This is a genomic window from Acaryochloris marina S15, from assembly GCF_018336915.1.
GTDB classification, from domain to species: Bacteria; Cyanobacteriota; Cyanobacteriia; order Thermosynechococcales; family Thermosynechococcaceae; genus Acaryochloris; species Acaryochloris marina_A.
This window is the reverse complement of sequence record NZ_CP064921.1, coordinates 20,722-46,360: the sequence shown is the minus strand read 5'-3', so window position 1 is coordinate 46,360 and position 25,639 is coordinate 20,722. Positions and strand designations below refer to the sequence as shown.

The following is a 25,639-nucleotide window of genomic DNA, read 5'->3' as shown; positions in this document are numbered from 1 at the left end:
ATGGAACTGATCACCTTCTTGCTTGGTCTGAGCAGCCTTAGCTTGGCTGCAGGCTGGAGTGTCACCAAGAATTTCTACTGCATTTGTCAACCCAGCGAAGTGTTAATCTTTGCGGGGCCTCATACTCAGCTCGCCAATGGTCAAAGAAAGGGCTATCGCTTAGTGAAAGGGGGCAGCAGTTTGCAGATGCCTCTGTTAGAGCAGAGTTTCCGCATGGACCTAACTAATATGATCATCGACCTCCAGGTGACCGGGGCTTATTCTAAGGGCGGCATTCCATTGACTGTGACTGGAGTCGCCAATATTAAAATTGCTGGAACAGAACCCACCATTCATAACGCTATTGAGCGCCTTTTGGGCAAAAAACGCCAAGAGATTGAGCAGCTTGCCAAAGAAACCCTGGAAGGGAATTTACGTGGAGTCGTAGCGAGCCTAACCCCTGAGCAGGCAAACTCTGACCAGATTGCCTTTGCAAAGAGCCTATTAGAAGAAGCTGAAGCGGATCTAGAAAAGTTGGGATTATTACTCGATAGTTTACAGATCCAAACCATTGCCGATGAGGTCAGCTATCTAGATTCTTTAGGCCGCCAGCAACAGGCAGAACTGATTCGAGATGCGCGGATTGCCGAAGCAAAGGCCACGGCAGAGTCTCAAGTTCTTGATTCTGCAAATCTGCGCCGTACTGCCTTACGGCAGCTGCAACGAGATGAAGAAATTGCTAAAGCTGATGCCCAAAAGCGAGTGCGTGATGCTTTAAGCAAGCGGGTGGCAGCGATTGAGGAGGTTGAGTCTGTGGTAGGCATCCAGGTGGCCCGCGTCGAAGCAGAGGCAGCGGTAGAAACGGAGCGAATTCACCAAGTAAAACAGCAGCTCCAGGCCGATGTAATTGCGCCAGCAGAGGCGGATTGTGAGGTTGCGATCGCAACTGCTAAAGGTAAAGCAGCTCAGATTATTGAAGAAGGCAAAGCCCAAGCGATTGGCACTCGCCAATTAGGGCAATCTTGGCAAGCAGCAGGAGCGGCGGCACAAGACATTTTCATGTTTCAGCAGCTCCATATTTTGACTAAGCTGATGGCGGAGAGTGTGCCAGAGGTTAATGTCCAGAATATTACTGTGATTGATGCCCAGAGAGGTGCCACTGCTACTAAACTGGCCGCTTTTCTAGAACAATTTCAGCAATCTACTGGCATGGACATACAACAGATGCTGGCAACAATGACTTCCCTCGAATCTCCCTCTGAATCTCTGTTGTCTGAAATTGAATCAGAGTCATATCCTCAAGGGGGCATCTCATGATCAATTAGATGATGAAACGTGTCAGGACTGAGTATCTAAGATCGATATTCTTAGTATTATTGACTATTGAATAAGATTTTTCTGAGAAATTGACTATTTCAAGAACTTAATTTTCCTAAAATTCTCAATTAACATCTTGGATACTCAGTACTGACATTTTCGACGAAGAAGCCCAAAAATTATCGGCTGATCACTGACCTATTTGATGATGTGTCATTTCCTGCAACCTTGTTAGCTAGGGATGTTCATCAGCGTTGGGAAGAAGAGGTGAACATCGATGAATTCAAAACTCATCTGGTAGAACGAAAAGTCGAAGTGCGTTCTGAAAATCCCCGAGATGTGATCCAGGAAGTCTACGGTTTACTGATCGGGCATTGGGTTGTGCGTCAATTAATGTCACAGGCAGCAGCTGAAGCTGAAATTTCACCTTTGAAGATAGGATTCACAGCCAGTGTCAAAGTGATTTGTAGAGCTGTCCGCAAGTTTCAGGGACTGTTGAATGAGCAGTTTGAACATGAAGTTGCATGGCTGATGAGTGAACTACTTGATGAAGAGTTACCGGAAAGAGCCAACCGATATTATCCACGAGTTGTGAAGAAACAGCGTTCAAAGTACCCCTCTAAAAAGATGAAACCTAGACAGAAATCAAGAAAGAAGGTGATGCCTCTAATCCCTTTAATACCAATTGTTGCAGCCTAAGTGAACAGCATTTGGACAGAATCTATATGCAGATGAAATCTAGCTCAGCCCCATTGCATAAGTATCGTGCTCAAGCCTCTAATTAAAATCTGAAAACCACTATCCCAATGGATCAAGCACTGCTGGAATTACTGTTGCAAGCTCACAGCCATTTGCAAGGATCGATACCTCAACAGCAAGCCTTCGCCCAACTTTTACAATTAACAGGGCGAAGTCATGAAGATGTCCTAGAACGGCAGTTACTAGAACTAGTCTTGAAGGCTCGTACACATCCTTCAAAATCAGTAGCTAAACAGGAGAGACTGACTCGGTTAATCATGCTAATCGAGCAATCAGAGCGATTTTCTCGCTTGAGGAGATATGCTCACTACTATTCACCTCCTATGTTTGAAGACTTATACAACGAAGTCAAACAGAAAACCTGGATTTATATCTGTAAAAAGCTTGAATTGTATCGACCTAATAGAACAGTGATGGCTTGGGCAAATTCTATACTTCGCTTTAAATTTCTAGAAGTGATCAATGAGCAAAATTTGCAGCTCACACTCTACTATGACCCACAAGTTTTAGAATATATAGCTCCTAATATAGGTATTGAAACTTCACAGACTGAAGATTATGAAAATCTGCGGTTGTTTCTAGAGAACGACCCTGAGCAATTACTCTCTACCTATTCTATAAATAACTACCCCGAAATCACCTTTCAATACCTAGCGATTGCTCACCATATTCAGGGTAAAACTTGGACAGAATTATCAACTCAAACAGGGATCACAATTCGAAATCTTTCCTGTTTCTTTCAACTGAAATTAAGAAAATTATTACCCTATTTCAGACGATATCTTTAGAGTCACTCATCTTCTCTCAACCTACTTGTAATTTATTCCCTCTGTATCCTATGAAATCTACAATTCCCACCTTTAGTTTCCCAGTGCCCTTGACCTCTAAAACTTGGGTAAGCGTTCAAAAACATATCCATCCGCAATTGGATACAGAACATACTCAGCAAGAATTTCGGAAAAAATTAGCCCTCTATGCCGTAGATTTTTATCTACAATGTATGGCTTTTCAAATTAACCCTGAAGGGGTTGAGCCGAGGTACGAGTAAAAAGATGAAAAATGGTTCCAGAACCTATATATTCAAATATGTTCATCTATTCTCAACCAGGACAATCGCAACGTAGTTACAGGGTTTTCAGACGAAATAGATATACAGCATTTCGTGTAGGTAAATCATCAAAACTCGTACACCCTGATCACTACTGGAATTAGTGAAAGATTTACTTTGAGGGAACTTCAGCGATTTTGATGTAGGTGACATCCTACCACTTATAAGATTCAATCTGAGCACGTTAACGATAATAGAGGCAATCAAAAGCTATCTTGGGATCGCATCAACAACGAGTACAGTTCATTAAAAAAGTTGATGAAAGCCATGTTACACATAGAATCCAAGCGCTATCTATGTAGATAAGTATCCACTATTCTACTGTTGTTGAGAATAGCTGAAAGTACTGCTATATCTAGGTTCTGGAAGCATATTGCATCTTTTTACTCGTACCTCGGCTCAACCCCTACTGCAATAGATCTATCTCTTTGCTCTAAATCACAATTAATAATTAATATAGGTATAAACGCTCATGATAACTCCCTCGTATTTGCTTCCATTAGGTGTAGCCGCAATTGTGGCAGCACCATTTCAAACAGCTCAAGCTTTGAACTCTACTGAAGTGAGCGAGATCGCGGAAGCCGTCACTGTTCAGATCGAGGGCCAAAATTCAGGGTCTGGGGTGATTATCAAGCAGCGAGGGAACATTTACACTGTGTTGACTGCGGCTCATGTGGTGGCAACTCCAGATGAATATGGCATCATCACCGCTGACCAGCAGCAGCATCCATTGAACTACAGCGATGTGAAGAAATTGCCGAATGTGGATTTAGCCCTCGTGGAGTTTACCAGCTCAAAAAAATATCCCGTCGCGAAATTAGGGGACTCTAACTCTGCAAAAGTCGGGGCTTCGATCTATGTGTCTGGCTTCCCTCTGCCTACTGCCGCAATTACCGAATCAATCTGGACATTTTCTAAAGGTGAGATTACGGCCAATTCAAAACGCCCGTTAGCTGATGGCTATGCGTTGGTCTACAGCAACAATACCTTGCCAGGAATGAGTGGCGGCGCAGTACTCAATAGTGAGGGGAAGCTCATTGGCATCCATGGCCGTGCCGATGCTCAACAACAGGAGCAAAAAACTGAAACGGTCTACGTGAAGACGGGCTTCAATTTGGGGATTCCGATTCATACCTTCTTGGGATTGGCGGCTACCGTGAGTCCTGAGTTAGGGTTCACTGGGGAGAAGGTGGAGCCGACAAGTACGGCATTGACGGCAGATGATTGGTTTTTACAAGCAGGCGACAAAATTCAAAAAGGTAATTATCAAGCTGCGATCTCGGATTTTGATCAAGCCATTGCACTTAATCCTGATTATGCAGAAGCCTATTTTAATCGGGGGAATGCCTACGCTGCGCTAAAGCAGTATCCCCAGGCGATCTCAGATTTTGATCGAGCCATTGCACTCAACCCTGATTATACCTATGCCTACAATAGTCGAGGGACTTCACACCTAGCAGCACAACAGTTTCCTCAAGCAATCGCGGACTATGATCAGGCAATCGTGCGGTACCAAAAAGCCCTTGAAGAAGGAAACAAGGTCAAGAAAGCAAGCACTAAAGCCAGTCAAGAACGGGTAGCAGAATATGCTCCTAATATTACAGAAGCTATCCAAACCGGAAAATCGGCGGATGCAGCTAAGTTGCTCCTTGAGGCCGGACGTAAGTGGCTCAATATTGATGATCCTGATGGTAGACAAGCTCTCGACAAAGAACTCAAGAATTTCCATAAAGTCCGTCGGATTGAAGCTGATTTAGCACAAGTTTACGTGTATCGGGGAATCGCTAATCATTCTTTGACGCAGTATGATTCGGCGATCGCAGATTATAACAAAGCCATTGCCATCGATTCTAAGTTCACGTCAGCCTACGTCTATCGAGGGATGTCTTACCATCTGTTGAAGCAATATCCCCGGGCAATCGCCGACTACCGAAAAGTCATTAACGTTAATCCCAAGGTTATACCGGTCCTCAACAATCTGGGGCTACTGTACTATGAACAGAATAATATTGAGGCGGCCATCACCCAATTGAAGCAAGCCATCAGTCTCGACAGCACTTTGGCAGAACCACAGCTTGCATTAGCCACAGCTTATGCCAAGCAGGGGAATCAAGCTCAAGCCACTCAACTTGCTAAAGCTGCACTTCGCATCGACCCTAAATTGGCTCAAGCTGACTATCAACGTAAAAATGGATGGGGCGATCGACTCATTGCCGACACTCAAAAACTAATCGCGACATCATCTCAAAATTCGGTTTCCCCGTAAATGTGAATGAACTGCCCCCTTCTTGATCCCTTTAAACCAAGGCAATGAACCTCGGGCCACCTGTAAATTTTTCAGGATGAGGAACTGCTCAATGCGTTGAGATCGGGGTTGAGGGTCTATTTGGACAGAAAACAACTCTAAGGCTGAAATACATTTACAGCAAGGCTTACAGCTCCTAAAAGTTGTGTTTCTTCTAAGACAAGAATCGCCAGAACCGTTCCCACATAAGTATTTCAAGGTTTTACAAGTTTTGGTTTTTAACCTGAATATACCTGAAAGCCTTGCAATCATTGATTTTCAGACATACGATTCCCATCTTTTATCTAAAATGCAGCTAACCTCTCTGTAGGGGATTCAAATGGTGATTCATAGAAGTTCCGACTTTCTTCGCTATAGATAGCGTCTTAGTAAGCAACATTATCAAGGTATATTTTTACAATCTCTTGGGTCACATATTTTAAGTACAGAATCGACCTATAGTGCTATGACAGCAAAGATATTCTTCGACCAAATAAGCTACCTCATCAGTACCCAGAAAGCTAGGTATCAACACTACTCACCATCTGCTCAGCAGGTGATACTGTCAAGAGCCAGACGCTGTATAAGCTTTAGGTAAAAGGTTCTAAGGATTATTCTACGTTATTAGCTTTGTCTCTCATGGATAGGAATGACTTGTCTTGAGAAACTTCTCACTGTACAAGAACATCAACATATTTAAGTTCTGCACACGAGAGGATGTGACACCTTTTTCGTGTAGAAGTGCTTAGATAATAGACTTCAGGAAGTCTATTAGGGGTATGGCAACGATTCGTGTAAAAAGTAGTCATAAGACCTTAAATCTTTACTAGGCAATCGTTGTAGTAAAGAGAATTTTCTTGGGATCACACATGAGAAGTCATAATTGCTCTAATATTTGCATTTTGGAACTTTAGGTCAAGGTAAGCCTAATCAATATAAAGCACATATTAGATTTACTGAAAGGTAGGCCAGCTAGTGATTTGGGGCTTTCTGAGCATTTACAAAAGCAACAGGGATGACGATAAGGCCAAAATTTTCTAAAAACCCAAAAATGAAAGATTTGCCCTCATCAGACCTCATTTTTATATTATTTTGACCTCGCAATATTCTGAGTTTGGTATAAGCATAGGCCAGGATATCTACTGCTATTACCTTTCAGCCCTATGATCAGTTTTTACACGAATCGTTGTCGGACCCCATGTTCCGCTGCAAACAATGCCGACGGACTTACAACGAACGTACAGGCACTCCCTTCAACTTTATTGAGGTCCCTACAGACATAGTATTTCAGGTACTCCTACTCCGAGTACGCTACAAACTTAGCTATCGAGATGTGGCCGAGTACTTCATGATCCGAGGCTTTGTTTTTACCCATGAAACCGTGCGAGATTGGGAGGAGAAATTCTTGCCTCACTTTACGGAACAGATTCGGACTAAACGGAAGGGAAAAGTAGGCAAGGTATGGCTTGTGGATGAAACTTTTATCCGAATCAAGGGCAAGTGGTGCTACCTCTATCGTGGCATTGATAATGCTGGCAATTTGGTCGATGTGCGCCTGAGTGAAACCCGAGACATGGCAGGCACCAAAGCCTTTTTTGCTCAGGCGATTGAGCTTCATGATGATCCACCCGATAAAGTCGCGACAGATGGCTTAGCATCATACCCTCGGGCGATCACCGAAGAGTTGGGTGAGGAGGTAGAACATGAAGTGAGAGCTTGCACTGAGAATCCAGTCGAACAGAGTCACAGACCCGTCAAACATAGGTATCACCCAACCCTTGGATTTGGTGAATTTAATGCTGCTCACCGATTCTGCAAAGCGGTGGATGAAGTGAGTAACTTTTTGAGGCCTCGCAGTCGAATGGCAGAATTCGTGTCACTATCTGATCGAAGAAAGAAGTTCATGCAAGGAATTAGTGAACTCGAAGAAATATTCCAGGCTGCTTAACAATAAAAATAAGAAAATTGAGGGTAGTGATCGCTGTTTTCAGGGATTTGGCTAACCACTTCTGACGGATTCTCCTTATTTGCTAAGTGGACGAGTCACGAGGTTTTTGATTTGTCGATCGAAAATCCATAGATTGGCACCCATCACAACCAGACATACACCTACTAAGCCATAGGTTGCGCTTAATTCAAAAGCTTGGCTCAAGGGCTGGGTCACAATGGGAGAGAGGAACTGTCCTAAAAAGAGACAAGTGGTGAGTCCCCCCAATGCCCGACCTCTCAATGCTGCCGGGACAGTGGTGGTGGTCCACACGTTTAAATTGGGCGTCAGCAACCCCAGTCCCATGCCTGTTGGGATTAAAACCAACAGGACTGAGTAGTAGTTGCCGACTAAGCCGATGCCAACGTAACCGACTCCCATGAGTAAAAATGCGATAGCAACTATATTCAAATAGCTCACGTGTTGTTTAATCTTGCCATAGTTGATGGAGGCAATGGCAGCAAATAAAGTGACGAAGGCAATGGCAATACCACTTTGAGATGCGCTGGCTCCTGATAGCTTCTCAAGATAAAAGGGAAGCTGGACAGGAATCATGTAAAAAACAACTTGTGTAACAAAGGCTGAGCCATAAATTAATCCCAGTAACTTGAAGGGCGTATTAACTTGCTCAGTCTCTGCTTTTAAAGTTTTAGGAGTTTTGGCTTGAAGGCGATCTGGCTCATATAGCGCTATAGCAATGCTGGGAAGCAGCACCCATGAGAACAGATAGATTAGAAACGGAAATCGCCAATTAATATCAGAGATCGCTCCCCCCAAGGACAAAAATATCACCCCACCGAGAGACATGAATGCAGCCTGTAATCCCATGAAATTAGAGCGGCGATCTCCCTGATAATAATCTGCAATCAAGGTGGTTGCGCTCACCATCACTCCGGCAACTGCCAACCCTAGCAGGGCCCGACCAATAAGCATCAAAAAAATTGAATCAAGGGTGAAACCCGAACTACCCGCCAGACCATACAGCATTGCTGAGCCAATTAATAGAGATTTGCGTCCGATAGTATCAACCAGTTGTCCTGCTACGGGCGCACCCAGCGCAATAAAGAGAGCTGGGGTTGTCAGCAATAGCCGGACCCATAGTTGGGCATTCTCGACCTCTGCAAAATGGGCCTGCATCGCGGGGAGCGAGGGGGCAATGGTGGCCCCTGCCATAATGGTTAAGGTGCTGGTAAGGAGCAGCGTGATTTTGATAGACCAGGAATCTGAATTTTTTGTCATTAGGGCACAAGCGAAATAGAGTGAGCAAATAATTCTGTTGTCATCAGAGAGTTTTAGGCGTTATGAATGGCCATAAAGCCCAATGAATATCACGCCTAAAACGGGCGTATTTAGCGGATCGGGGATGCCTTAGTTTTCGGAATGGTCACCTCTGGGAATAAGGAGTCAAACCGTTCATTGACCCAGGCAATTCTCAAGATCAGTAAATGGTTGAAACCATCCTCACTCCAGCGCATGCCAACTCCCTTAAAGCGCTGCTGAATCAACCACTTGCATGCACTTTCAACCATTCCTGACCCGAGAGGAATCTGTTGCTGTTCAAAGTGCCGATAACGGATGTGGTGATGATGGCGTTGGAAATAAGCCTGCACCTGGAGCAACGTTGAAAAAGACTTTCCCGTTAACAGTTGTGAGTGAATCAATATCGTCAAGGACCGTAATACAAGTAGGTGTTGCCCGTGTCGCAATTGGTGTCGCCAGTGCCGGAACCAGGCTTGGGCTTGAGCAGAGCGGGCATCTCCAAACATCGCTTTAGTTGCTCGTGCCAGATGGCCTGCTGAATGAAAAAAGTCGAGGACTGCCACAGCACAATGAGAGAACAAGGTGCGATAGACTCGCCAGAAGCCTCGTCCCCCATCACTGAGCCAGATGACTTTTGGAGCAGATTCAAAGTCTTGTTTGTGAGCTTCGAGTTGAAGTAAAGGGATGAACTGGTCGATATCGCCCAATACTGCCACCAGTCTTCGACGCAGTAATTGGGGGACCTCCTTTTTAGCTCGGGTAACCCGTGTTCCCAGGCGAGCTAAGATGGCGACTTTGACTTCTCGCCACTGGATTTTTCCCTTGGGTGAGTTCGGGGTGGGGCGAAAGGGGACCATCACACCATCGGCGGCAATGGCCAAAGGTAGAGCAGATAACATCTCTGAAATCGCTTCACAAGGGGCCTGAGTCCCTGATGATTGAGCGTTGAGTTGAGCTTCTAATTCCTGCTGAGCTTTGTTACCCACGGATTGCACCCAGTTCCACAAACTGGATGGACTCACGGATAGACCACTCCACTGACCCAGCATCCAACTGGCCAGTTCATAGGGCATGAACAGACTCAACAAGCAGCCCAGACGCACCAGTTCTTCGCTGCTGTGCTGATAGGGGGGAATCCCAATGGCTTGATCCAGGGGAGTCAACAGACTGCCTGGACATCCTTTGGGACAACGGCCCACCCGTCGCTTTCAAGAGATAGTGCCTACCAGTGTCTGCATCTGACGAGATTCCCATCCCTTCGAATGTAAGCGGGTTCCGCAGGTAGTACATACAGGCCATACAAATACTGCTTTCGCGCGCCTTGAGAGTTCATCCTCCAGAAGACAGCGAGCTAGAAACAAGCCCATTTGCAGAACGATATAAACCATCTGACTCAGGCTGGTTGATACTTTGAGTGCTTCAGTTTGTTCTAGAAATTCGTCATGGGCTAGCACGGTTAGCAATTGCGATGGTAGGGTCATGATAGTTTTTTGGTTCGGGTACAGGATCTATTGTCCTTGACCCGTTTTTCTTTGAGCCATGCATCCCCGATCCTTTGCTTACGCCCGCCTAAAACTCAACTAAAAAGATGGCAACCCAGGATTGGAGATGATGAAAATACATTCCTAGGCCGGACTTCTCATAAGTTGAAAGACTTGCAATAGATGAGACTTAAAATGAAAAGACCGTTCGAACAGTGCCCGTAATAATCGTGCCGTTTGCAGCTTGATTGCCAGGGTTAGTAATTACTTAAATTAGGGGAGTGATGCGAATATTCGGAGTGATTGGGATGTTATAAAATGCTTCAAAGTTGGTCTGTGTTGCATTACCGCTCAGGTTCTCGATGAACAGTTCGCTGACTGCAATTCCTGCGATCGCAAATTCTATTGACTTCCCAAGCCGCTTGATGGTGGAGGTACTTGCGGAAGGTGTGACAGAGGTTAGTTACTGACGGATTAAGCTCACGAGACTTAAACCGACCGTCAGAGAGATGCCTTTAAAGGGTGCACTCGACAAAGCAGTGAGGTCTTATGAATTGGCTGTAACAACAACAGTAGTCCCATAGACATGGGGATCTACCTTTGAGATCGCATCCCTATAGACCTACGGTGTACACATAAGTCGGTTTTGAGCTATTTCCCATGCAAAGAACATCGTCTCAAACCGTTTTAGGCCATGGGTTAGCGTTGCTGTGCCTGGAGGTCTTTGAGACTGATACCCCTTCCATCCACCCAGGCGGGCAACAATCCAAGTTGCCCAGGCCAAGGAGTTAATCGGATAAGGATTTTGTAGCTTTGTAGTTTTACCTTGGACTGTGGGGGCAATTTGTTTCAGGTATTGCTGCTGTTCATCGGTAAAAGTGATAGATGCAGGCCATTGTGGCTCGTCTCGTCCTTCCACCATTTGCAATGTCGCAATCGCAACCGATAAGGCTAAGACGGTGAGGCGCTGAATTGCTTCACCCGATTCGAGTTGCGTCGATTCAAGATCTAACCCCGTCTTCTTGAGTTGCGCGAAAAGCCGCTCAATTCTCCACCTGAATTTGTACCATTCCAGAATTTGTAGCGCTTGCTCAAGGGATTCCACCGTGTGAGTGGTCAATAAGCGCCAATGAATCGGGTTCTGACCTTTGGGCGTTGTCTGTTCTACCGCTTCGATGGCATACAGTTGAATACTCGGTGGATAGTCCAATTCCTTCAAATGTTCAGGTCGTTGAATTTTGACTGGAGCACAGCGGATCAGTAGCTTTGCATCTCTAGCCATCCGCTGAGTACGGGATTCGTACTCAATCGTAATCGTGGTAAATCCAATCCCCCACCGTGATTTGAGATATCCATAGAGTGATTTGGATTGACCTAGCAGACGACGGTCTTGACGAACCCTGACTAGGAGATGATTGAATGCATCGGGAACCGTTGCCCACTCTTCATATAAGTCCGATTCTCGGTCACCGATATGAGTGACCAGGCTAGCCCCTCCTGTCTTCAGACAGTGTTGACTTCGCTCAGCAGATGCTAACCATTTGAAGGATTCTTTCTCCTCAATCGGCAGGTTTTGATATCCTCCTCTATCTTTGACGGTTGGACGATTCGGGTCCCGAGTCCACAGTTGAAGTGCACTCAATCCTAACGGGAAACCAGTCCCTGCATCTAAGGCGAGGGTCGGGTGAATAAAAAAGCCCACATCGCGATCATTGCCGACAACACCCAACTCTTCTAGCTTTAAGCGTCCTGAATGAGATTGTAAGTTGACCTCACTTGTATCACTGACGGCTAAAACGTGTCGTCCTTTGACTTGTTGCTGGCAGTGGTCACAGAGGCTTTTGACCAACTCAGATATGGACACGTTTTCATTCTCTAAGAAGCGATAGAAGCCCACTTGCTCTGCGCGACCTTGGCTGATTTGACGGATGCTTACGCTCTGATGGTGATGAATGGCATCGAATAATGAAGCCCCCTTTTGAGCAAACGAAGGTCGCCAAAGGTAGTTCCATTAATCAGTTCTTCGTGCACCAAAATAGGATTTTCCATATCTATGAGGATGCTCTATACGACTTCACTACAGTCTAATTCAGACTTGTGTGTACACCGTAGCCCTATAGACCTGATCATGCAGGTCTTGAAACCGAGGAATACCCCATAGGGCCGCCATTCTGTCTGCTCGATCCCAATGGGCAACTGCGGTAACCGTCGTGCCATCATCACTTTTGAGGAGCGTTGCATCGACAAAACCCACTTGGTCTTGCACCACCTCGGTATAAATTTGATGGATCCGTTCAAAGGCAACCTCTTGTTGACCAGAATGAACAGTAAAGACATTCACGAACGTAATCATTAAGTTCACGGAACTCCATTTAATGAATAAGAATGAATGATACCAATTTGAGCCTAAAAGCATAATCATAAAATTCGTAAAACCCTTTGCTGGCAGAGTTTAATAGCGGATCAAAATTACACTTTTTGATGCTTATTGGTATGAAGTGCTGCACTAGGAATTCACGAAGGCAGAGCCTAGATGGGGGAAGATAGACTCAATCTAAGAAGAACTCTGTCAGAATTGAGGCTAATGCAGTGGGATTTTCATCACCTAGCCAATGACCGGCTTCTGGAACGACAACGGCTTGAACATGGGTGGCAACTGGTTTAAATAATTCCGCGACATAAAGACCACTACTGCTTTCTCCTCCCACCGCAAGCACTGGCATGGGCAGTGGGTTTTCTGCCAGTTTCTTGTTGTCCTCTAAGTCTTGCCAAACCGCCGCGTAATATTCAATCCCGGCTCGGAGTGCGCCAGGTTTTGAGATTTGGCGAACATATTCTTCAAAGTGAGCCGGACTCACTGCCGCTTCGTCGTTGGAAATGTGCCAGAAAAACCAGCTTAATAATTGTCGCTCTTTCCCTTGAAAGGCAAACTCAGCTACCTGAGGCACGGTGAAAAAAGAGAGATGCCAGTTACTGCCTGCATCCCAATCGGGGGAAGCCTGCATGACCTGTTCATAGCCAAACCCAGGCAACCCAAACTCCATAAAGGCTACCTTTTTAAACAGCTCTGGGTGAGCTGCACTTAAGCTATAGGCCACGCCCGAACCGAGATCGTAGCCACATAGGGATGCTTGTTGATACCCCAACTGCTGAATCAATTGGTAGATATCTTCAGCCATTGTCTTCTTGTCATATCCCGATGTCGGAATTGACGAACCACCCGCACCGCGTAAATCTGGGGCAATTACCGTAAAATGTTCTGCCAGAATGGGGGCAATCATATGCCACATGAGCGAGTGTTGGGGCCAGCCATGCAGTAAAAAGAGAGGTTCCCCTGAACCGCCAATGCGATAGTGAATTTGAATATTACCGTTAACCGTCACCCGTTGATGTTTGAATTGTGAATATATCTGTGTCATTGACCAAATTCCTTAGATGCGATAAGCCGGTTTATGCGTTGGACTGGAAAAAGGCCGTCATGTGTTCTGCCAAAAAGTCGGGGGCTTCTTCCGGCAAGAGGTGACCACAGCCTTTAACAATGCCGCCTGTAACGTTATCACTGACAATCTTCATCTGCTCAAATGTGCTGGGTAGACCATACTGACCACCGTAGGCCAGAACAGGCATTGGTAGCTTTCGTTCTCCGATGGCTCTTAATTGCCGACCTGTTTCAAACGCGGCACGATACCACCCCACATTCCCTGTGATTCCGTTTTCACGAAGCATGCTAGCAGCATAGATTTTCCGATCTTCTGATGTCACTGCATCGGGGTTGGCCGTCATCAGCGGCATCAAATAATCAACCAATTCTTGTTCGTGGTCCTTGTAGAGAATTTCGGCCAAGCCAGGGGCATAATGGAGGCCGAAATGCCACAACCCACCGTGCCATTCTTCGGTAAAGGTGGTAAATCTATCTAGGTTGTAACCCACTAGTGGCTCATCTAAATAGGTCAGGGTCAGGGCTATATTTGGGAATGTTCCGGCAAAGGCCATGGCAACTAAAGCGCCCATGTCGTGTCCAATCACATGAACGTTGGCAAACCCTTCTGCTTCTAAAATCCCCAACATATCTTTAGCTGAGTTAACGGCATCGTAGCCGTCGATGGTAATGTCACTGGCTCCATAGCCACGCATGTCCGGCACAATGACGGTATGAGTTTTTGCTAATAGGGGAGCGAGCTTGCGCCAGGTGTGTGATGTTCCCATCCAGCCATGGAGCAGCAGGATAGGAATGTCTCCTTGACCACCACGGCGGTAGTGCAGCTTAACGCCACCATTAACAGTGGCGTATTTCGGTTCAAATTGATCGTAGGTCAGCATCGTGATTATGGGTTGTAAGGAATTACTGGGCTTTCTCCGCTTTCATGGCGGATTGGATTGCCTTCAGGGTTGCCGGATCTAATTCGCTTTCATGGCGCACGACCACCCATTGCCCATCGCGCTTCTCCAGGGTGTCGATGTTGATAGCTGACCCGACATAGGTGAGGGACTCTGCCCGCTCAAACACCACTAAATAGCTTGTGACTTTGGCTTGATCTCCTACGCCACTGATCACCAGGTTGGCGGCAACGTGTCGCTTATTGGTGATCAGTGGCCGCGATGCTTCTAGGGCAAGGACAATTTTCTCAGAGCCATTGGCATTGCCAAAATCCGAGGTAAATACAGCTTCCTCTGCAAAGAAACTGGCGTAAAGGGGATAATCAGAGGCATCTAGGGCATGGTTGAGACGGGCAATAACTTGACGAATGGCCATTTCATCGGCAACGACTAGCTTATTCTCAGCCGTGATGTATGCCTTGTTGTCGGCCTCTTGAGCCGTTACAACAGTTAGGGTAGAGGTGATGAAAGTCGGGGATGCGATGATTGAGATCGCAACAGCGAACATCCATCGTTTGATTGGTAGCATATCTATTTTTCTCGTCTGCAAGATAATCAATTCAACTTCGTGCTCGTCCATTGAAGACATGGGAATGATGTATTCGATTGGGTTGGAGCAATACTCTTATTTCTCAGTGGGGCTAGATCCGATTACCCCAATAGCTAAAGTCTTGATAAAGCTGCCCTACCAATGGCCCTTCTGGTGTCTGCCAATCCTTCATGATTTCTGAGGCAATCGAGGCCCAGGAAACCATCACCGCTCCGGCTTGGGTCATGCGCATCATGGCTGCTGTTTCGTTGAGAGCCGTATCGGACCCTGACACATCAACGACGACATAGGGTTCATACCCAGCCCCGATCAAATCAATCGTGAGCTGTAACGTACAAATATCAAGGGAGATGCCCCCCAGAACTATTTTTTTGCGACCCATCGCCGCAAGCTGGTCTTGAAACTCCGGTTCATCCCAAGCGCTGGGGGTATGGCGTTCGACCCGAATGGCATGGTCGGCATGAGCCACAACTTGAGGAAAGAAGTTGCCACGAAAGCCCCCCTCTTCCCCCAGCATAATGGTGGGGAGATCAAAGATCTTCGATAAGCGCGTAAAGGCTTCTGCATTCTTACGCAGTAAATCATGGTTGATGGTTTTAATACCTGGGAAAAAGCCATCCAAAAAATCAACGAGGACGAAGACACAATTATCTCGGGTTAGTTTATCTGAATAGTTCATAGAGAATTGCTCTAAAGGTTAATCAGCTTGTTTGCGGAGAGGTAGATAGCTCTATCGTTTTTTTGATATGCGCTTATGACTGCGATAACTTTGTCGTTACATCAGCAAGCTTGAGCGCGATCGCTTGGACCGCCTTAACCTGTTTCTCATTAATAAGATGGCCCTGATCATCAAAGGCTTGATAAGCCCCCGAAATTGCCTTTTGATCAGGAATAACGAAAACACCAATTCCTTCTAAAATGGCGCGCACATGGACCAGTCCCCGCAGTCCTCCTAGTCCGCCAGGAGAGGTGGCGAGAAGGGCCGCAACTTTGCCTTTGAAGCAACTGAGGGCCATCGGTGCTTCCCCTGGTTCAGGCCGAGAGGCCCAATCGATGGCATTTTTGAGCAGTGGTGTAATAGAACCGTTGTACTCGGGACAGGCGATCAGGAAGCCCTGATGACTTTTCAGGAGGGCTTTAAACCGAAGTACTGAATCGGGGAGACCATCTTTGGCTTCTAAATCCTCATTAAACAAGGGCATCGGATAATCAATGAGGTCCAAAACCGTTACATCGATTCCAGCCGATGTGGCCCCCTCAACAGCGACGTTGATCAGCTTTTTATTAAAGGATTCGATGCGGGCACTTCCAGCAAATGCCAAGAATTTAATGGGGTGAGACATAAGTTATTTTTTTCCTGAGCACTTTGGCTCACAATAAGTTGGGCAAAAAATAGCAATTAAGGGAACAATATCAAGGCCAAAAGTCAAATTCTTGAACGTATTTACTGTTTTCAGTTCATTTCTACGGAATCGAATGATTGGGGGCCATTGGCATTACCCTTTGACACGGTTGCTGGTTTACTATTTCTCTTGGCTCACCATACATTGGAACAGTATGACTAAAAAGCTGCTTTAATTGGATTGATAATTCCATAAACGGGACAATCTTTCAATGACCGATCTGAACGCCATGCTTGTGTTTGCACAAGTGGTCAAGCAGGGGAGTTTTGTAGGGGCCGCTCGGCGTTTAGGTTTACCCAAAAGTACGGTGACTCGACGAATTCAGCAGCTTGAAGCCTCTTTACAAGCGCAGTTGCTAGAGCGCTCGACCCGAGTGGTGCGACCCACTGAAGTGGGCAAGCTCTATTTTGACTATTGCGATCGCATCGCAGCTGAAGTGGAAGAAGCAGAAGCGACCATTCAGGCCCAGCAAGCTGAGCCAACAGGCATTCTTAGAATGAGTGCCCCCAGTGCCTTCACCCACCTCTTTATCAAGGCAATCATTCCGATGTTTCTTAAGCAATATCCCAACATTCGCCTGGTGCATGAAATACAAAATAGAGCCATCAATCCCTTAACTGATGGCTTTGATATAGCAATGAGAGTTGGTGCTATCGAAGACTCTCTTCTAAGGATCCAACCCTTTGGGAAAGCCACCGTTCAACTCTTTGCAAGTCCTAGTTATCTCGAACAAGCAGGAATCCCTAAAGCTATTCACGATTTACCCAAACATGCCACGATTGCGACTGGTAAGTCTCGCCGTCAGACATACGCCTGGAGATTGTCGGGACCACTGGGCAAGCAAGAGATTATTCACACACCACGATGCGTTATTAATGATCCGACCATTGCCTATGAATTGGTACTGGACGGGCTGGGAATTGGCCTACTGCCGTGTTTCTTTTGCAACCAGGCTGTGCAATCAGAACAGTTAGTCCCCCTCTTAACGGATTGGTATTCTACACCGACTTTGTTGAGTGCGATTTATCCCGTGACGAAGGAGCGATCTCCAAAAGTTAAAGTGCTGTTGCAATTTCTTAGCGAAAAGCTGGCTGGCTACCCATTATAGGGTTGTGTCGCAAAAATAGGGTCTGGGCTGAGAACCAATGGTAATCTGGCCTAAAACGACGGAAGCTGCGTTTTAGGCCAGATTACACCTGTAAGCCATGAATAGCAGTGGTTTTGGCTACTCTCATTATATTTTTCTTATTGAGAGTTTAATCACCTTATAAATGCTGTAACGACCAAAATTGGTTCATCACTATAGTGCATTTATACTAAATTGCCCCATATCGCAGCTAGTCGGGTAAGAGGGCACACGTCGCCGTGTCCCCCTCCCCTAAGAACGGCTCGTGACAGTTTCCCATCAAGCCGCTCAAGCCCTCAGCAACTCAGAACTAACTCATTCTTATGCAGATGTTGGTGGCAAGCTTGATGAAGATGAATGAGATTCACTGCCATCTCGTTGCCTCCTTCTTTAATCTGCTTACGGTGATGAGTGTGCAAAGCTTCTCCATTGAATAGCGCATCGTGACAGACTGGGCATCGCCAATGCTGGTTCTGAGCAACTTGATAGTACTTAGAGCCTTTCTCCCAATAGGTTTTTCCAAATCGGGTTTGGCGATGGTTCCAGTAATCTTTGAGAGTTGGGTCATCAGGGGATACAGTTCCTTTGACCTTGACATGACGTTGAATCGGAACATCCGCTAAACGCACTAGCACTAGCGGTTTTTGATTCCCTGCCCGGTCAGTGACGGTTGTGGCAAATGTCCACTGTCGTCCCTTGAAGGTTCGGAAGTATTTTCTAACAACCCATCTCCCGTTTTTGTTAGGGTGACGCCTGCGACACCATCTCCAGATCGCCCTCCAGATTTGGCTATCGACATAGCTGAACACCTCTTTACTAACGCCATGCTTATAGTAGTTGCCCCAACCACGCAGAATCGGGTTAAGGTGATGTATCACCGCTGCCGGACTGATGGAAGCGTTGTGCTTCAACCAATTCCGAATGTTTTGGAGGAAAGTCAAGACCTTCTCCTTTTGCGGTTTACAAAGACACTTACCTTTATAGTGCCGAATAGAAAATCCTAGAAAATGAAAACCCTGTTGGATATTCACTATCTTTGTCTTTTCCAAGTTCAGCTCTAACCCTCTTGGCTTAAGCCATTCCTGCACAATCGGGACAGCCGCTTCGATGTCTGCTTTTGTTTTCGCCGTTACCACAAAGTCATCAGCGTATCGGCAGTAGCCATAAGTCGGCGAAGTGCGCTTACGTGGCGACTGAGATTTCGCTTTGTTGGAGGGTTGATATACGTTTGTTGTTGTCTTTGACAACAACAGTTGTTCCATTCCATTCAGAGCGATGTTAAGTAACAGAGGCGAGATTGCACCACCTTGGGGAGTACCTTCAGTGGTGGCATGAAACATCTCAGCTTCTACATAACCTGCTTTGAGCCATTGTTTGATTAACCCTCGACCAGGCACTAGGCCTATGGTATCAAGGATACATTGGTGACTCAAATGGTCGAATGCACCTTTTAGATCTGCATCAAGCACCCAGGTGTCACAGCCATGTCTAAGTCGTAAAAAGCATTGCTCAAGAGCGTCATGACAATTACGGCCAGGGCGAAAACCATAGCTATGACCCTCGAAACGGGCTTCCCAATGCGGTTCTAATGCATTCTTGACCACCATTTGTGCGATTCGATTTTCGATTGCCGGAATTCCTAGCGGCCTCAATTTCCCATTCGATTTAGGAATGTATACCCGTTTGGTCGGGTGAACCTGCCAGAGAGAATGGTCTTGCAATCGGTTAACCAGTTGGACTCGTTGTTCAGAGGTTTGAGCCGTCTGACCATCCAGGCCAGCGGTATTTTTACCCTGATTCTCTTGAGTCATCTTTCGCACAGACAGCAGCAGGTTGGAGTAGCTGCGTAACATCAGTTTCATTAGGCTTCTGACCCGATTCCACTGACCGTTTTGAGTCGCACGATAAATTCGCTGCCTCAGATTCCTAACCCGTTTCTTGACTAGCCCCCAGTTGATGGAGGTCCAGTACTCAAGAGGCTTCCTTGCTCCGATGTCCAGATGGACTCTATCTTTCACAATGGATACGGTTCCCTTGCGTTGGTTTATCGTCGAAGACCCGTCAGAAGTCAGCCATCTTTCGATGTGGGGCAAAGTCAGAACCCCTATCTCCCGCATTACCAGGAGCTTTTGCTTTCTCTGACATCCTTTACCCGCTGGATGATTGTGCATCCCTTACGGTTTGCCTACTCTGCTGAAATCACCAGAGAATCCATCGGGCTTACTGTAGTTCCAAGTGTGTGAGATGCGCCTGGGGCGGGTTCCGTCTATACTCCGATGGGATTATGGTCTGTCGTTCAACGGACGACCGAGCCGTTGAACCACCCATACACCTTTTGGTTTGAGTGTGTCAGCCTGATTTCACTCATTCCTCAATGACGAAGCTTAATCGACGATTCAGTTGTCTTAACCCTTTCAGGCTTCCCCTTGCCCTTTCCCGACTTAGGCTGTCAGGTTAGGATTCTTTCGTGGTCTGCATTCCGTTGGATTCATTACTTACTACCAACGTGACCAGAGTCAGAGACTCCTTTACGTGGGGACAGCAGGACAGATTCTGCTGAGAGATATTCATCTCCACTCATTGATTAGAAGTTGATTCCTCCTTTCACACTTAGCTTGCTACATCGCACCGGTCGTTTGTGGCCTTATACACCCTGCTATTCAGCATCCAAAAGCTATGTATCTAAAGGCTTTGAGGTACTTATGTCAGGCAGTCAGGGGGTAACCCCCATTACCTACGGTGTACACACAAGTCTGAATTAGACTGTAGTGAAGTCGTATAGAGCATCCTCATAGATATGAAAAATCCTATTTTGGTGCACGAAGAACTGATTAATGGAACTACCTTTGGAGACCTTCGTTTGCTCAAAAGGGGGCTTCATTATTCGATGCCATTCATCACCATCAGAGCGTAAGCATCCGTCAAATCAGCCAAGGCCGCGCAGAGCAAGTGGGCTACTACCGCTTCTTAGAGAATGAGAACGTGTCTATATCTGAACTGGTCAAAAGCCTCAGTGACCACTGCCAGCAACAGGTAGAAGAGCGACATATTTTAGCGATCAGTGACACTAGTGAGATCAACTTGCAGTCTCATTCTGGACGCATCAAAACAGAAGAATTGGGTGTCGTCGGTAATGATCGTGATGTGGGCTTTTTTATTCACCCCACCCTAGCCTTAGATGCAGCTACTGGTTTCCCGCTTGGATTGAGCACTGTTCAACTATGGACTCGTGACTCGAATCGTCCAACGGTCAAAGATAGAGGTGGGTATAACAATCTCCCGATTGAAGAGAAAGAATCCTTCAAATGGTTAGCATCTGCTGAGCGAAGTCAACACTGTTTGAAGACAGGAGGGGCTAGCCTGGTCACTCATATCGGTGACCGAGAATCGGACTTGTATGAAGAGTGGGCAACGGTGCCTGATGCATTCAATCATCTCCTAGTCAGGGTTCGTCAAGACCGTCGTCTGCTAGGTCAATCCAAATCACTCTATGGATATCTCAAATCACAATGGGGGATTGGATTTACCACGATTACGATTGAGTACGAATCCCGTACTCAGCGGATGGCGAGAGATGCAAAGCTACTGATCCGCTGTGCTCCAGTCAAAATTCAACGACCTGAGCATTTAAAGGAATTGGACTATCCACCGAGTATTCAACTGTATGCCATCGAAGCGGAAGAACAGACAACGCCCAAAGGTCAGAAACCGATTCATTGGCGCTTATTGACCACTCACACGGTGGAATCCCTTGAGCAAGCGCTACAAATCCTGGAATGGTACAAATTCAGGTGGAGAATTGAGCGGCTTTTTGCCCAACTAAAAAAGACTGGTTTAGATCTTGAATCGACACAACTCGAATCAGGTGAAGCAATTCAGCGCCTCACCGTCTTAGCCTTATCTGTTGCGGTTGCGACATTGCAAATGGTGGAAGGACGAGACGAGCCACAATGGCCTGCATCTATCACTTTTACCGATGAACAGCAGCAATACCTGAAACAAATTGCCCCCACAGTCCAAGGTAAAACTACAAAGCTACAAAATCCTTATCCGATTAACTCCTTGGCCTGGGCAACTTGGATTGTTGCTCGCCTGGGTGGATGGAAGGGGTATCAGTCTCAAAGACCTCCAGGTACAGCAACGCTAACCCATGGCCTGAAACGGTTTGAGACGATGTTCTTTGCATGGGAAATAGCTCAAAATCGACTTATGTGTACACCGTAGCCCCCATTACCCCTTGCATCGTTTAGCAACTCATTGTAGACTACCTATATATAGGTAGAAAAATAACCTCAAGCCTATCATCTAGCTGTTCAATGAGTCTTGATGTTTCCATTCACGATTAAGTTGAGCAGTATATTTTTTGGCTATATTATCTACATACATATAGGTCAGTCTTGATGTACTCTAGTTAAGAGCTGATCTCACAACCGAAACAAAATCTAAAGGAAACTAAAACAATGAAAACGGTAATTCTGATTGGTGCCAATGGCAAAATGGGACAGGCTGCACTAACGGGCTTAGGTAAGCATCGTGTTATCACAGCCTCCCGCTCTGGCGAAGGTTGTGACTACAAAGTTGACATCACAAGTGAAGAATCCATCAGGGCACTATACCAAGCAGTCAGCGGCTTTGATGCTGTTGTGAATACTGTTGGATTCTGTGAATATGAGATGTTCGTAGACATGACAGAACAGCAGTGGATGACTACTGTGATGAGTAAGATGATGGGACAAATTAACTTAGTCCGAATCGGACAAGAGTATATTGCGGACGCTGGATCATTTACGCTTATTAGCGGCATTTTGAATACTAAACCGATTCCATTTGCAATTGCAGATGCAACGACTAGCGGTGCAATAGACACTTTTGTGAAGTGTGTCGCCTATGAGATGCCTAGAGGAATCCGTATCAATGTCGTCAATCCCACGGTTCTGGTAGAGGCTTGGGATGTATACGGTGAGATAATGCCAGGTTTTCAACCTGTTCCTGGGAAATTGGTTGGCAAAGCCTTTGAACGCTCTGTTGATGGGTTTATTACTGGAGAAGTTCTCTTTGTTGATGCCTAATAAGCGTCAACAAAGCTTACTCTTTTGGATGTCTAACCACCTTTCAAACAATATCAGTTTATGGCAGTTACGATAGTTTCAACCTATAGTCCAACCGCAACAAGCCAAGGAAAAATGGATTAGTCAACTGCCTGGATTCATGCAGTAAATCTAGACAGTTATACTGCCAACGGCTGAGGGCTTAACATTTTAGATTGAGCTACAACTCTCTCTAACAAGGGATTTGAAGCTCATGAAGAAAGTAAACTTTCAACTCGTTCTGAGTATATATAAACGCACGGTTGTAGATCGAGGCAATTGAGTCTTACCCAAATTATCTCTTACGGCTAGGGTGACGCTCGATAAAAAATGAAAGGTCCTGAACCTTCCATAATCTTGAACAATCTACTTCTTTGGAGACATATTAACTATGGCTATCACCAGCTTCAAAAACAACTTAAAGAGTTTCGAGCCATTATGAGCCAAGGTTTGAGCTAAAAGAATATCAACATTTTGCAGACACTCTCATTCTGATCAGCCAATCCTGGCAGTTTTGTACAGACCACTATTTGTGATTTGGGTAGTCAAAAATTTTCTAAACTGTTTATCAAGAATCTACAGTAATGACCAGCAATGTAATCAATAAATCGAGTATTAGCCTTGAGGTAAAAGAATTTTTGAAACTATCTGTCCCGTTAGCGTGTGCACAAATTGCTCAGGCTGCCGTTGGCTTCGTGGACACGATTATGATGGGGCATTTAAGTATCGAGAGCTTAGCAGCAGGTGGTTTAGCAGCAACAACGTTTCAATTGATCCTGAACACTTTCAGCGGTCTGGTCATGGCTGTTAGCCCTTTAGTTGCGGAAGCATATGGGGCGCGCCAAACCCAGAAAATCTCACATATTGCACGCCAGGGTCTATGGCTATCGATTTTCTTGGCAGTCCCCTTAATGATATTAGTTGGAAATTTGGAATCATTTCTGTCTTTATTTCAGCAACCTTTGGATATTATTTCACTGGCGAATCCTTATCTAAAATGGATTTTATGGGGAATTTTTCCAGCCTTAGGTTTTGCCATGTTACGAGGATATGTCTCGGCTCTTGCCCATGCTCATATTGTTACTCCCATTGTCATTATTGGAACAATATTCAATATAACGGGAAATTATGTCTTAGGATTTGGGAAATTTTCGTTTCCAAGAATGGAACTAGCGGGCTTCGGCTTAGCCAGTGGATTAAGTTTTTGGTTAATGTTTGCTATTTTCTTAGCTTATACCTTGAAACAAGCAGACTTGAAAAAATATAATTTCTTAAACGATTTTGTTCATATTAGTCCTTCATTAATTTTACGTTTAATACGTATTGGGAGTGGCATTGCCGTAACGCTTGCGTTGGAGTATGGGTTGTTCGCAATAATCACTTTTTTCATGGGACTTTTAGGTGCTCAAGTCCTAGCTGCGCATCATATTGTTTATCAAACAATGCTTCTTCTTTTCATGATTCCTTTAGGAATGTCCTACGCAGTAACGGCACGGGTAGGACAATGGGTGGGAAAAAAAGATTTTAGAAGCGCACGTCTGGCAGGATATATTGCTATTGTAGCTGTTTCACTTCTAATGCTTTCTACTGCAGTTATATTAGTGAGCTTTCCTAAGCAGATAATTAGCATATTTATAGATGTTAATAATCCTGAAAATTTAAGCACTATTCTCATTGCATTGCCAATGCTATATATTGTTGCTTTATCTCAATTATTTGATGGAGTTCAGCGAGTTGCAATGGGAGCACTGTATGGTCTTCAAGATACTCAGGTGCCAATGTTACTCAGTGGCCTTTCTTTTTGGGTTGTGGGTCTAAGTGGAAGCTATGTATTAGGATTCACATTACAGCTAGGAAGTATTGGCTTATGGATAGGACAGACTATTGGAGTTGTGTTTGCGAGTATCCTATTTACATGGCGGTTTACGCGATTAACTCAACTGATAATTGCTTCCAGTGACGAGCGTAGTTCAGGACCCGATGCTCTCGTAATATAGGTGAATTGTTATTCCCGACAGCAATGGTGACGATAGCTATAAGCTACTGATGCCCACCACCTATGTCATAGAGGAGTCTGGTCAGATTCGCTATGCGTTTGCTGAGGCTGACTATTCTTCAAGATGTATTGGCTGTCGTTAAAGTAATCACATTATAGCCAGACTACAAACTTAAATAATGACAACCTGTTTGCTATTAGAACCGAAAGAATTGCGATCGTTGCCTTCTGTTAATTTCTAATATTGTCGAACTTACCCTAAGACAAAAATCGTTTTTCATTGTCCATTGTTCGTTATCAACTGTTATGATTCCTCCCTATAGATCGCATTTATCCAGTGCCATTGACGGCAATCGTTTCAACCCCTATTCTCGTTTCTTTCAGCTAGCTACCGTAACCCCAGCGGGCTATCCTAGTAACCGTACGCTAGTGTTTCGGGGTTTTTTAGAAGACGATAGCAATAGCCTAAAAATTGTTATCGATGTCCGTAGTGCTAAGGTTCAAGATATTGAACGGCAAGCAGTAGGGGAAATATGCTGGTATTTTACCGAAACCCGCGAACAGTTTCGGATTCAAGGTGTTCTACGCTTGGTGAAAGCTCAAGATAAAGATTCAGATTTACTTAAAGCCCGTAACATAGCCTGGCAAGAGCTTTCTGACGCGGCGCGATCGCAATTTGCTTGGTCAGATCCAGGACAACCAACAGCGGACCAGTCAACCTTTGATATCGAACCACCTGATCCTATTCTGCCCCCAGATACTTTCGGCTTGTTGTTATTAGTTCCCCAAAAAGTAGACCATTTAAAATTAAGAAGCGATCCGCACCAACGCTGTATTTACCAGTTAGAAACAGATACTACCTGGTCGAGCCAATGGGTTAATCCTTGAGGGACTATAGGTCATAGATTCAGGGGTTATGCTATTT

General features: G+C 45.5%; 20 protein-coding genes and 1 pseudogene. 11 read left to right on the top strand and 10 right to left on the bottom strand.

The genetic code is table 11. From position 1 onward, the window contains the following. The 6 genes from I1H34_RS00165 to I1H34_RS00140 all read left to right on the top strand — a co-directional run bounded on the left by I1H34_RS00165 (position 1) and on the right by I1H34_RS00140 (position 7,395). Positions 1-1,296 (top strand): flotillin family protein, encoded by a 1,296-nt coding sequence (locus I1H34_RS00165; protein ID WP_212661598.1) that lies wholly within the window; start codon positions 1-3, stop codon positions 1,294-1,296. Positions 1,297-1,506: 210 nt separating this feature from the next. Next, complete coding sequence (locus tag I1H34_RS00160; RefSeq protein WP_212661597.1) at positions 1,507-1,995, top strand: hypothetical protein; 489 nt, start codon at positions 1,507-1,509, stop codon at positions 1,993-1,995. A 107-nt stretch (positions 1,996-2,102) separates the two neighbouring features. Then, the gene (locus I1H34_RS00155; protein WP_212661596.1) at positions 2,103-2,843 is read left to right on the top strand and encodes a sigma-70 family RNA polymerase sigma factor; all 741 of its coding nucleotides are present in this window, start codon (positions 2,103-2,105) and stop codon (positions 2,841-2,843) included. A gap of 50 nt (positions 2,844-2,893) precedes the next feature. Continuing rightward, on the top strand, positions 2,894-3,103 hold the full coding sequence (locus I1H34_RS00150) for a hypothetical protein (RefSeq protein ID WP_212661595.1): 210 nt from the start codon (positions 2,894-2,896) through the stop codon (positions 3,101-3,103). Positions 3,104-3,680: 577 nt separating this feature from the next. Further along, a complete protein-coding gene (locus I1H34_RS00145; RefSeq protein ID WP_235111549.1) occupies positions 3,681-5,429 on the top strand; it encodes a serine protease in 1,749 nt (582 codons plus the stop codon). 1,165 nt (positions 5,430-6,594) lie between these two features. Continuing rightward, the gene (locus tag I1H34_RS00140; protein WP_463675100.1) at positions 6,595-7,395 is read left to right on the top strand and encodes an IS6 family transposase; all 801 of its coding nucleotides are present in this window, start codon (positions 6,595-6,597) and stop codon (positions 7,393-7,395) included. A 75-nt stretch (positions 7,396-7,470) separates the two neighbouring features. On the opposite strand, the gene I1H34_RS00135 is transcribed toward I1H34_RS00140, so the two are convergent. The 9 genes and pseudogenes from I1H34_RS00135 to I1H34_RS00090 all read right to left on the bottom strand — a co-directional run bounded on the left by I1H34_RS00135 (position 7,471) and on the right by I1H34_RS00090 (position 16,445). Next, complete coding sequence (locus I1H34_RS00135; protein WP_212661592.1) at positions 7,471-8,673, bottom strand: MFS transporter; 1,203 nt, start codon at positions 8,671-8,673, stop codon at positions 7,471-7,473. Positions 8,674-8,783: 110 nt separating this feature from the next. Then, positions 8,784-10,175 (bottom strand): annotated as a pseudogene (locus I1H34_RS00130) (ISKra4 family transposase). Positions 10,176-10,797: 622 nt separating this feature from the next. Further along, positions 10,798-12,129 (bottom strand): IS4 family transposase, encoded by a 1,332-nt coding sequence (locus tag I1H34_RS00120; protein WP_212661620.1) that lies wholly within the window; start codon positions 12,127-12,129, stop codon positions 10,798-10,800. Positions 12,130-12,264: 135 nt separating this feature from the next. Continuing rightward, complete coding sequence (locus I1H34_RS00115; RefSeq protein WP_212661589.1) at positions 12,265-12,528, bottom strand: antibiotic biosynthesis monooxygenase family protein; 264 nt, start codon at positions 12,526-12,528, stop codon at positions 12,265-12,267. A 196-nt stretch (positions 12,529-12,724) separates the two neighbouring features. Then, a complete protein-coding gene (locus I1H34_RS00110; protein ID WP_212661588.1) occupies positions 12,725-13,594 on the bottom strand; it encodes an alpha/beta fold hydrolase in 870 nt (289 codons plus the stop codon). Between the two features lie 31 nt (positions 13,595-13,625). Then, entirely contained in the window at positions 13,626-14,495 is an 870-nt protein-coding gene (locus tag I1H34_RS00105; RefSeq protein WP_212661587.1) for an alpha/beta fold hydrolase, read from the bottom strand. A 22-nt stretch (positions 14,496-14,517) separates the two neighbouring features. Further along, positions 14,518-15,081: a nuclear transport factor 2 family protein gene (locus I1H34_RS00100; protein ID WP_212661586.1), complete on the bottom strand. Its 564-nt coding sequence runs from the start codon at positions 15,079-15,081 to the stop codon at positions 14,518-14,520. Between the two features lie 112 nt (positions 15,082-15,193). Further along, the gene (locus tag I1H34_RS00095; RefSeq protein WP_212661585.1) at positions 15,194-15,781 is read right to left on the bottom strand and encodes an isochorismatase family protein; all 588 of its coding nucleotides are present in this window, start codon (positions 15,779-15,781) and stop codon (positions 15,194-15,196) included. Between the two features lie 73 nt (positions 15,782-15,854). Beyond that, positions 15,855-16,445, bottom strand: a complete 591-nt coding sequence (locus I1H34_RS00090; protein WP_212661584.1) for an NADPH-dependent FMN reductase — start codon at positions 16,443-16,445, stop codon at positions 15,855-15,857. Positions 16,446-16,716: 271 nt separating this feature from the next. Here I1H34_RS00090 and I1H34_RS00085 point away from each other — a divergent pair, with 271 nt between their 5' ends. Continuing rightward, positions 16,717-17,613 (top strand): LysR family transcriptional regulator, encoded by an 897-nt coding sequence (locus I1H34_RS00085; RefSeq protein WP_212661583.1) that lies wholly within the window; start codon positions 16,717-16,719, stop codon positions 17,611-17,613. 314 nt (positions 17,614-17,927) lie between these two features. Here the strand turns inward: I1H34_RS00085 and ltrA are convergent, their stop codons facing one another. Next, positions 17,928-19,802, bottom strand: coding sequence for a group II intron reverse transcriptase/maturase (gene ltrA, locus I1H34_RS00080; RefSeq protein WP_249369189.1), 1,875 nt, complete (start codon positions 19,800-19,802; stop codon positions 17,928-17,930). A gap of 721 nt (positions 19,803-20,523) precedes the next feature. On the opposite strand from ltrA, the gene I1H34_RS00075 reads away from it, so the two are divergent. The 4 genes from I1H34_RS00075 (at position 20,524) to I1H34_RS00060 (ending at position 25,602) form a co-directional block, all read left to right on the top strand. Next, positions 20,524-21,855, top strand: a complete 1,332-nt coding sequence (locus I1H34_RS00075) for an IS4 family transposase (protein WP_212661618.1) — start codon at positions 20,524-20,526, stop codon at positions 21,853-21,855. A gap of 236 nt (positions 21,856-22,091) precedes the next feature. Then, on the top strand, positions 22,092-22,700 hold the full coding sequence (locus I1H34_RS00070) for a short chain dehydrogenase (protein ID WP_212661582.1): 609 nt from the start codon (positions 22,092-22,094) through the stop codon (positions 22,698-22,700). 602 nt (positions 22,701-23,302) lie between these two features. After that, on the top strand, positions 23,303-24,715 hold the full coding sequence (locus tag I1H34_RS00065; RefSeq protein WP_212661581.1) for an MATE family efflux transporter: 1,413 nt from the start codon (positions 23,303-23,305) through the stop codon (positions 24,713-24,715). Positions 24,716-25,020: 305 nt separating this feature from the next. Further along, positions 25,021-25,602: an Npun_F5749 family FMN-dependent PPOX-type flavoprotein gene (locus I1H34_RS00060; RefSeq protein ID WP_212661580.1), complete on the top strand. Its 582-nt coding sequence runs from the start codon at positions 25,021-25,023 to the stop codon at positions 25,600-25,602. The last annotated feature ends 37 nt before the right edge of the window (positions 25,603-25,639 follow it).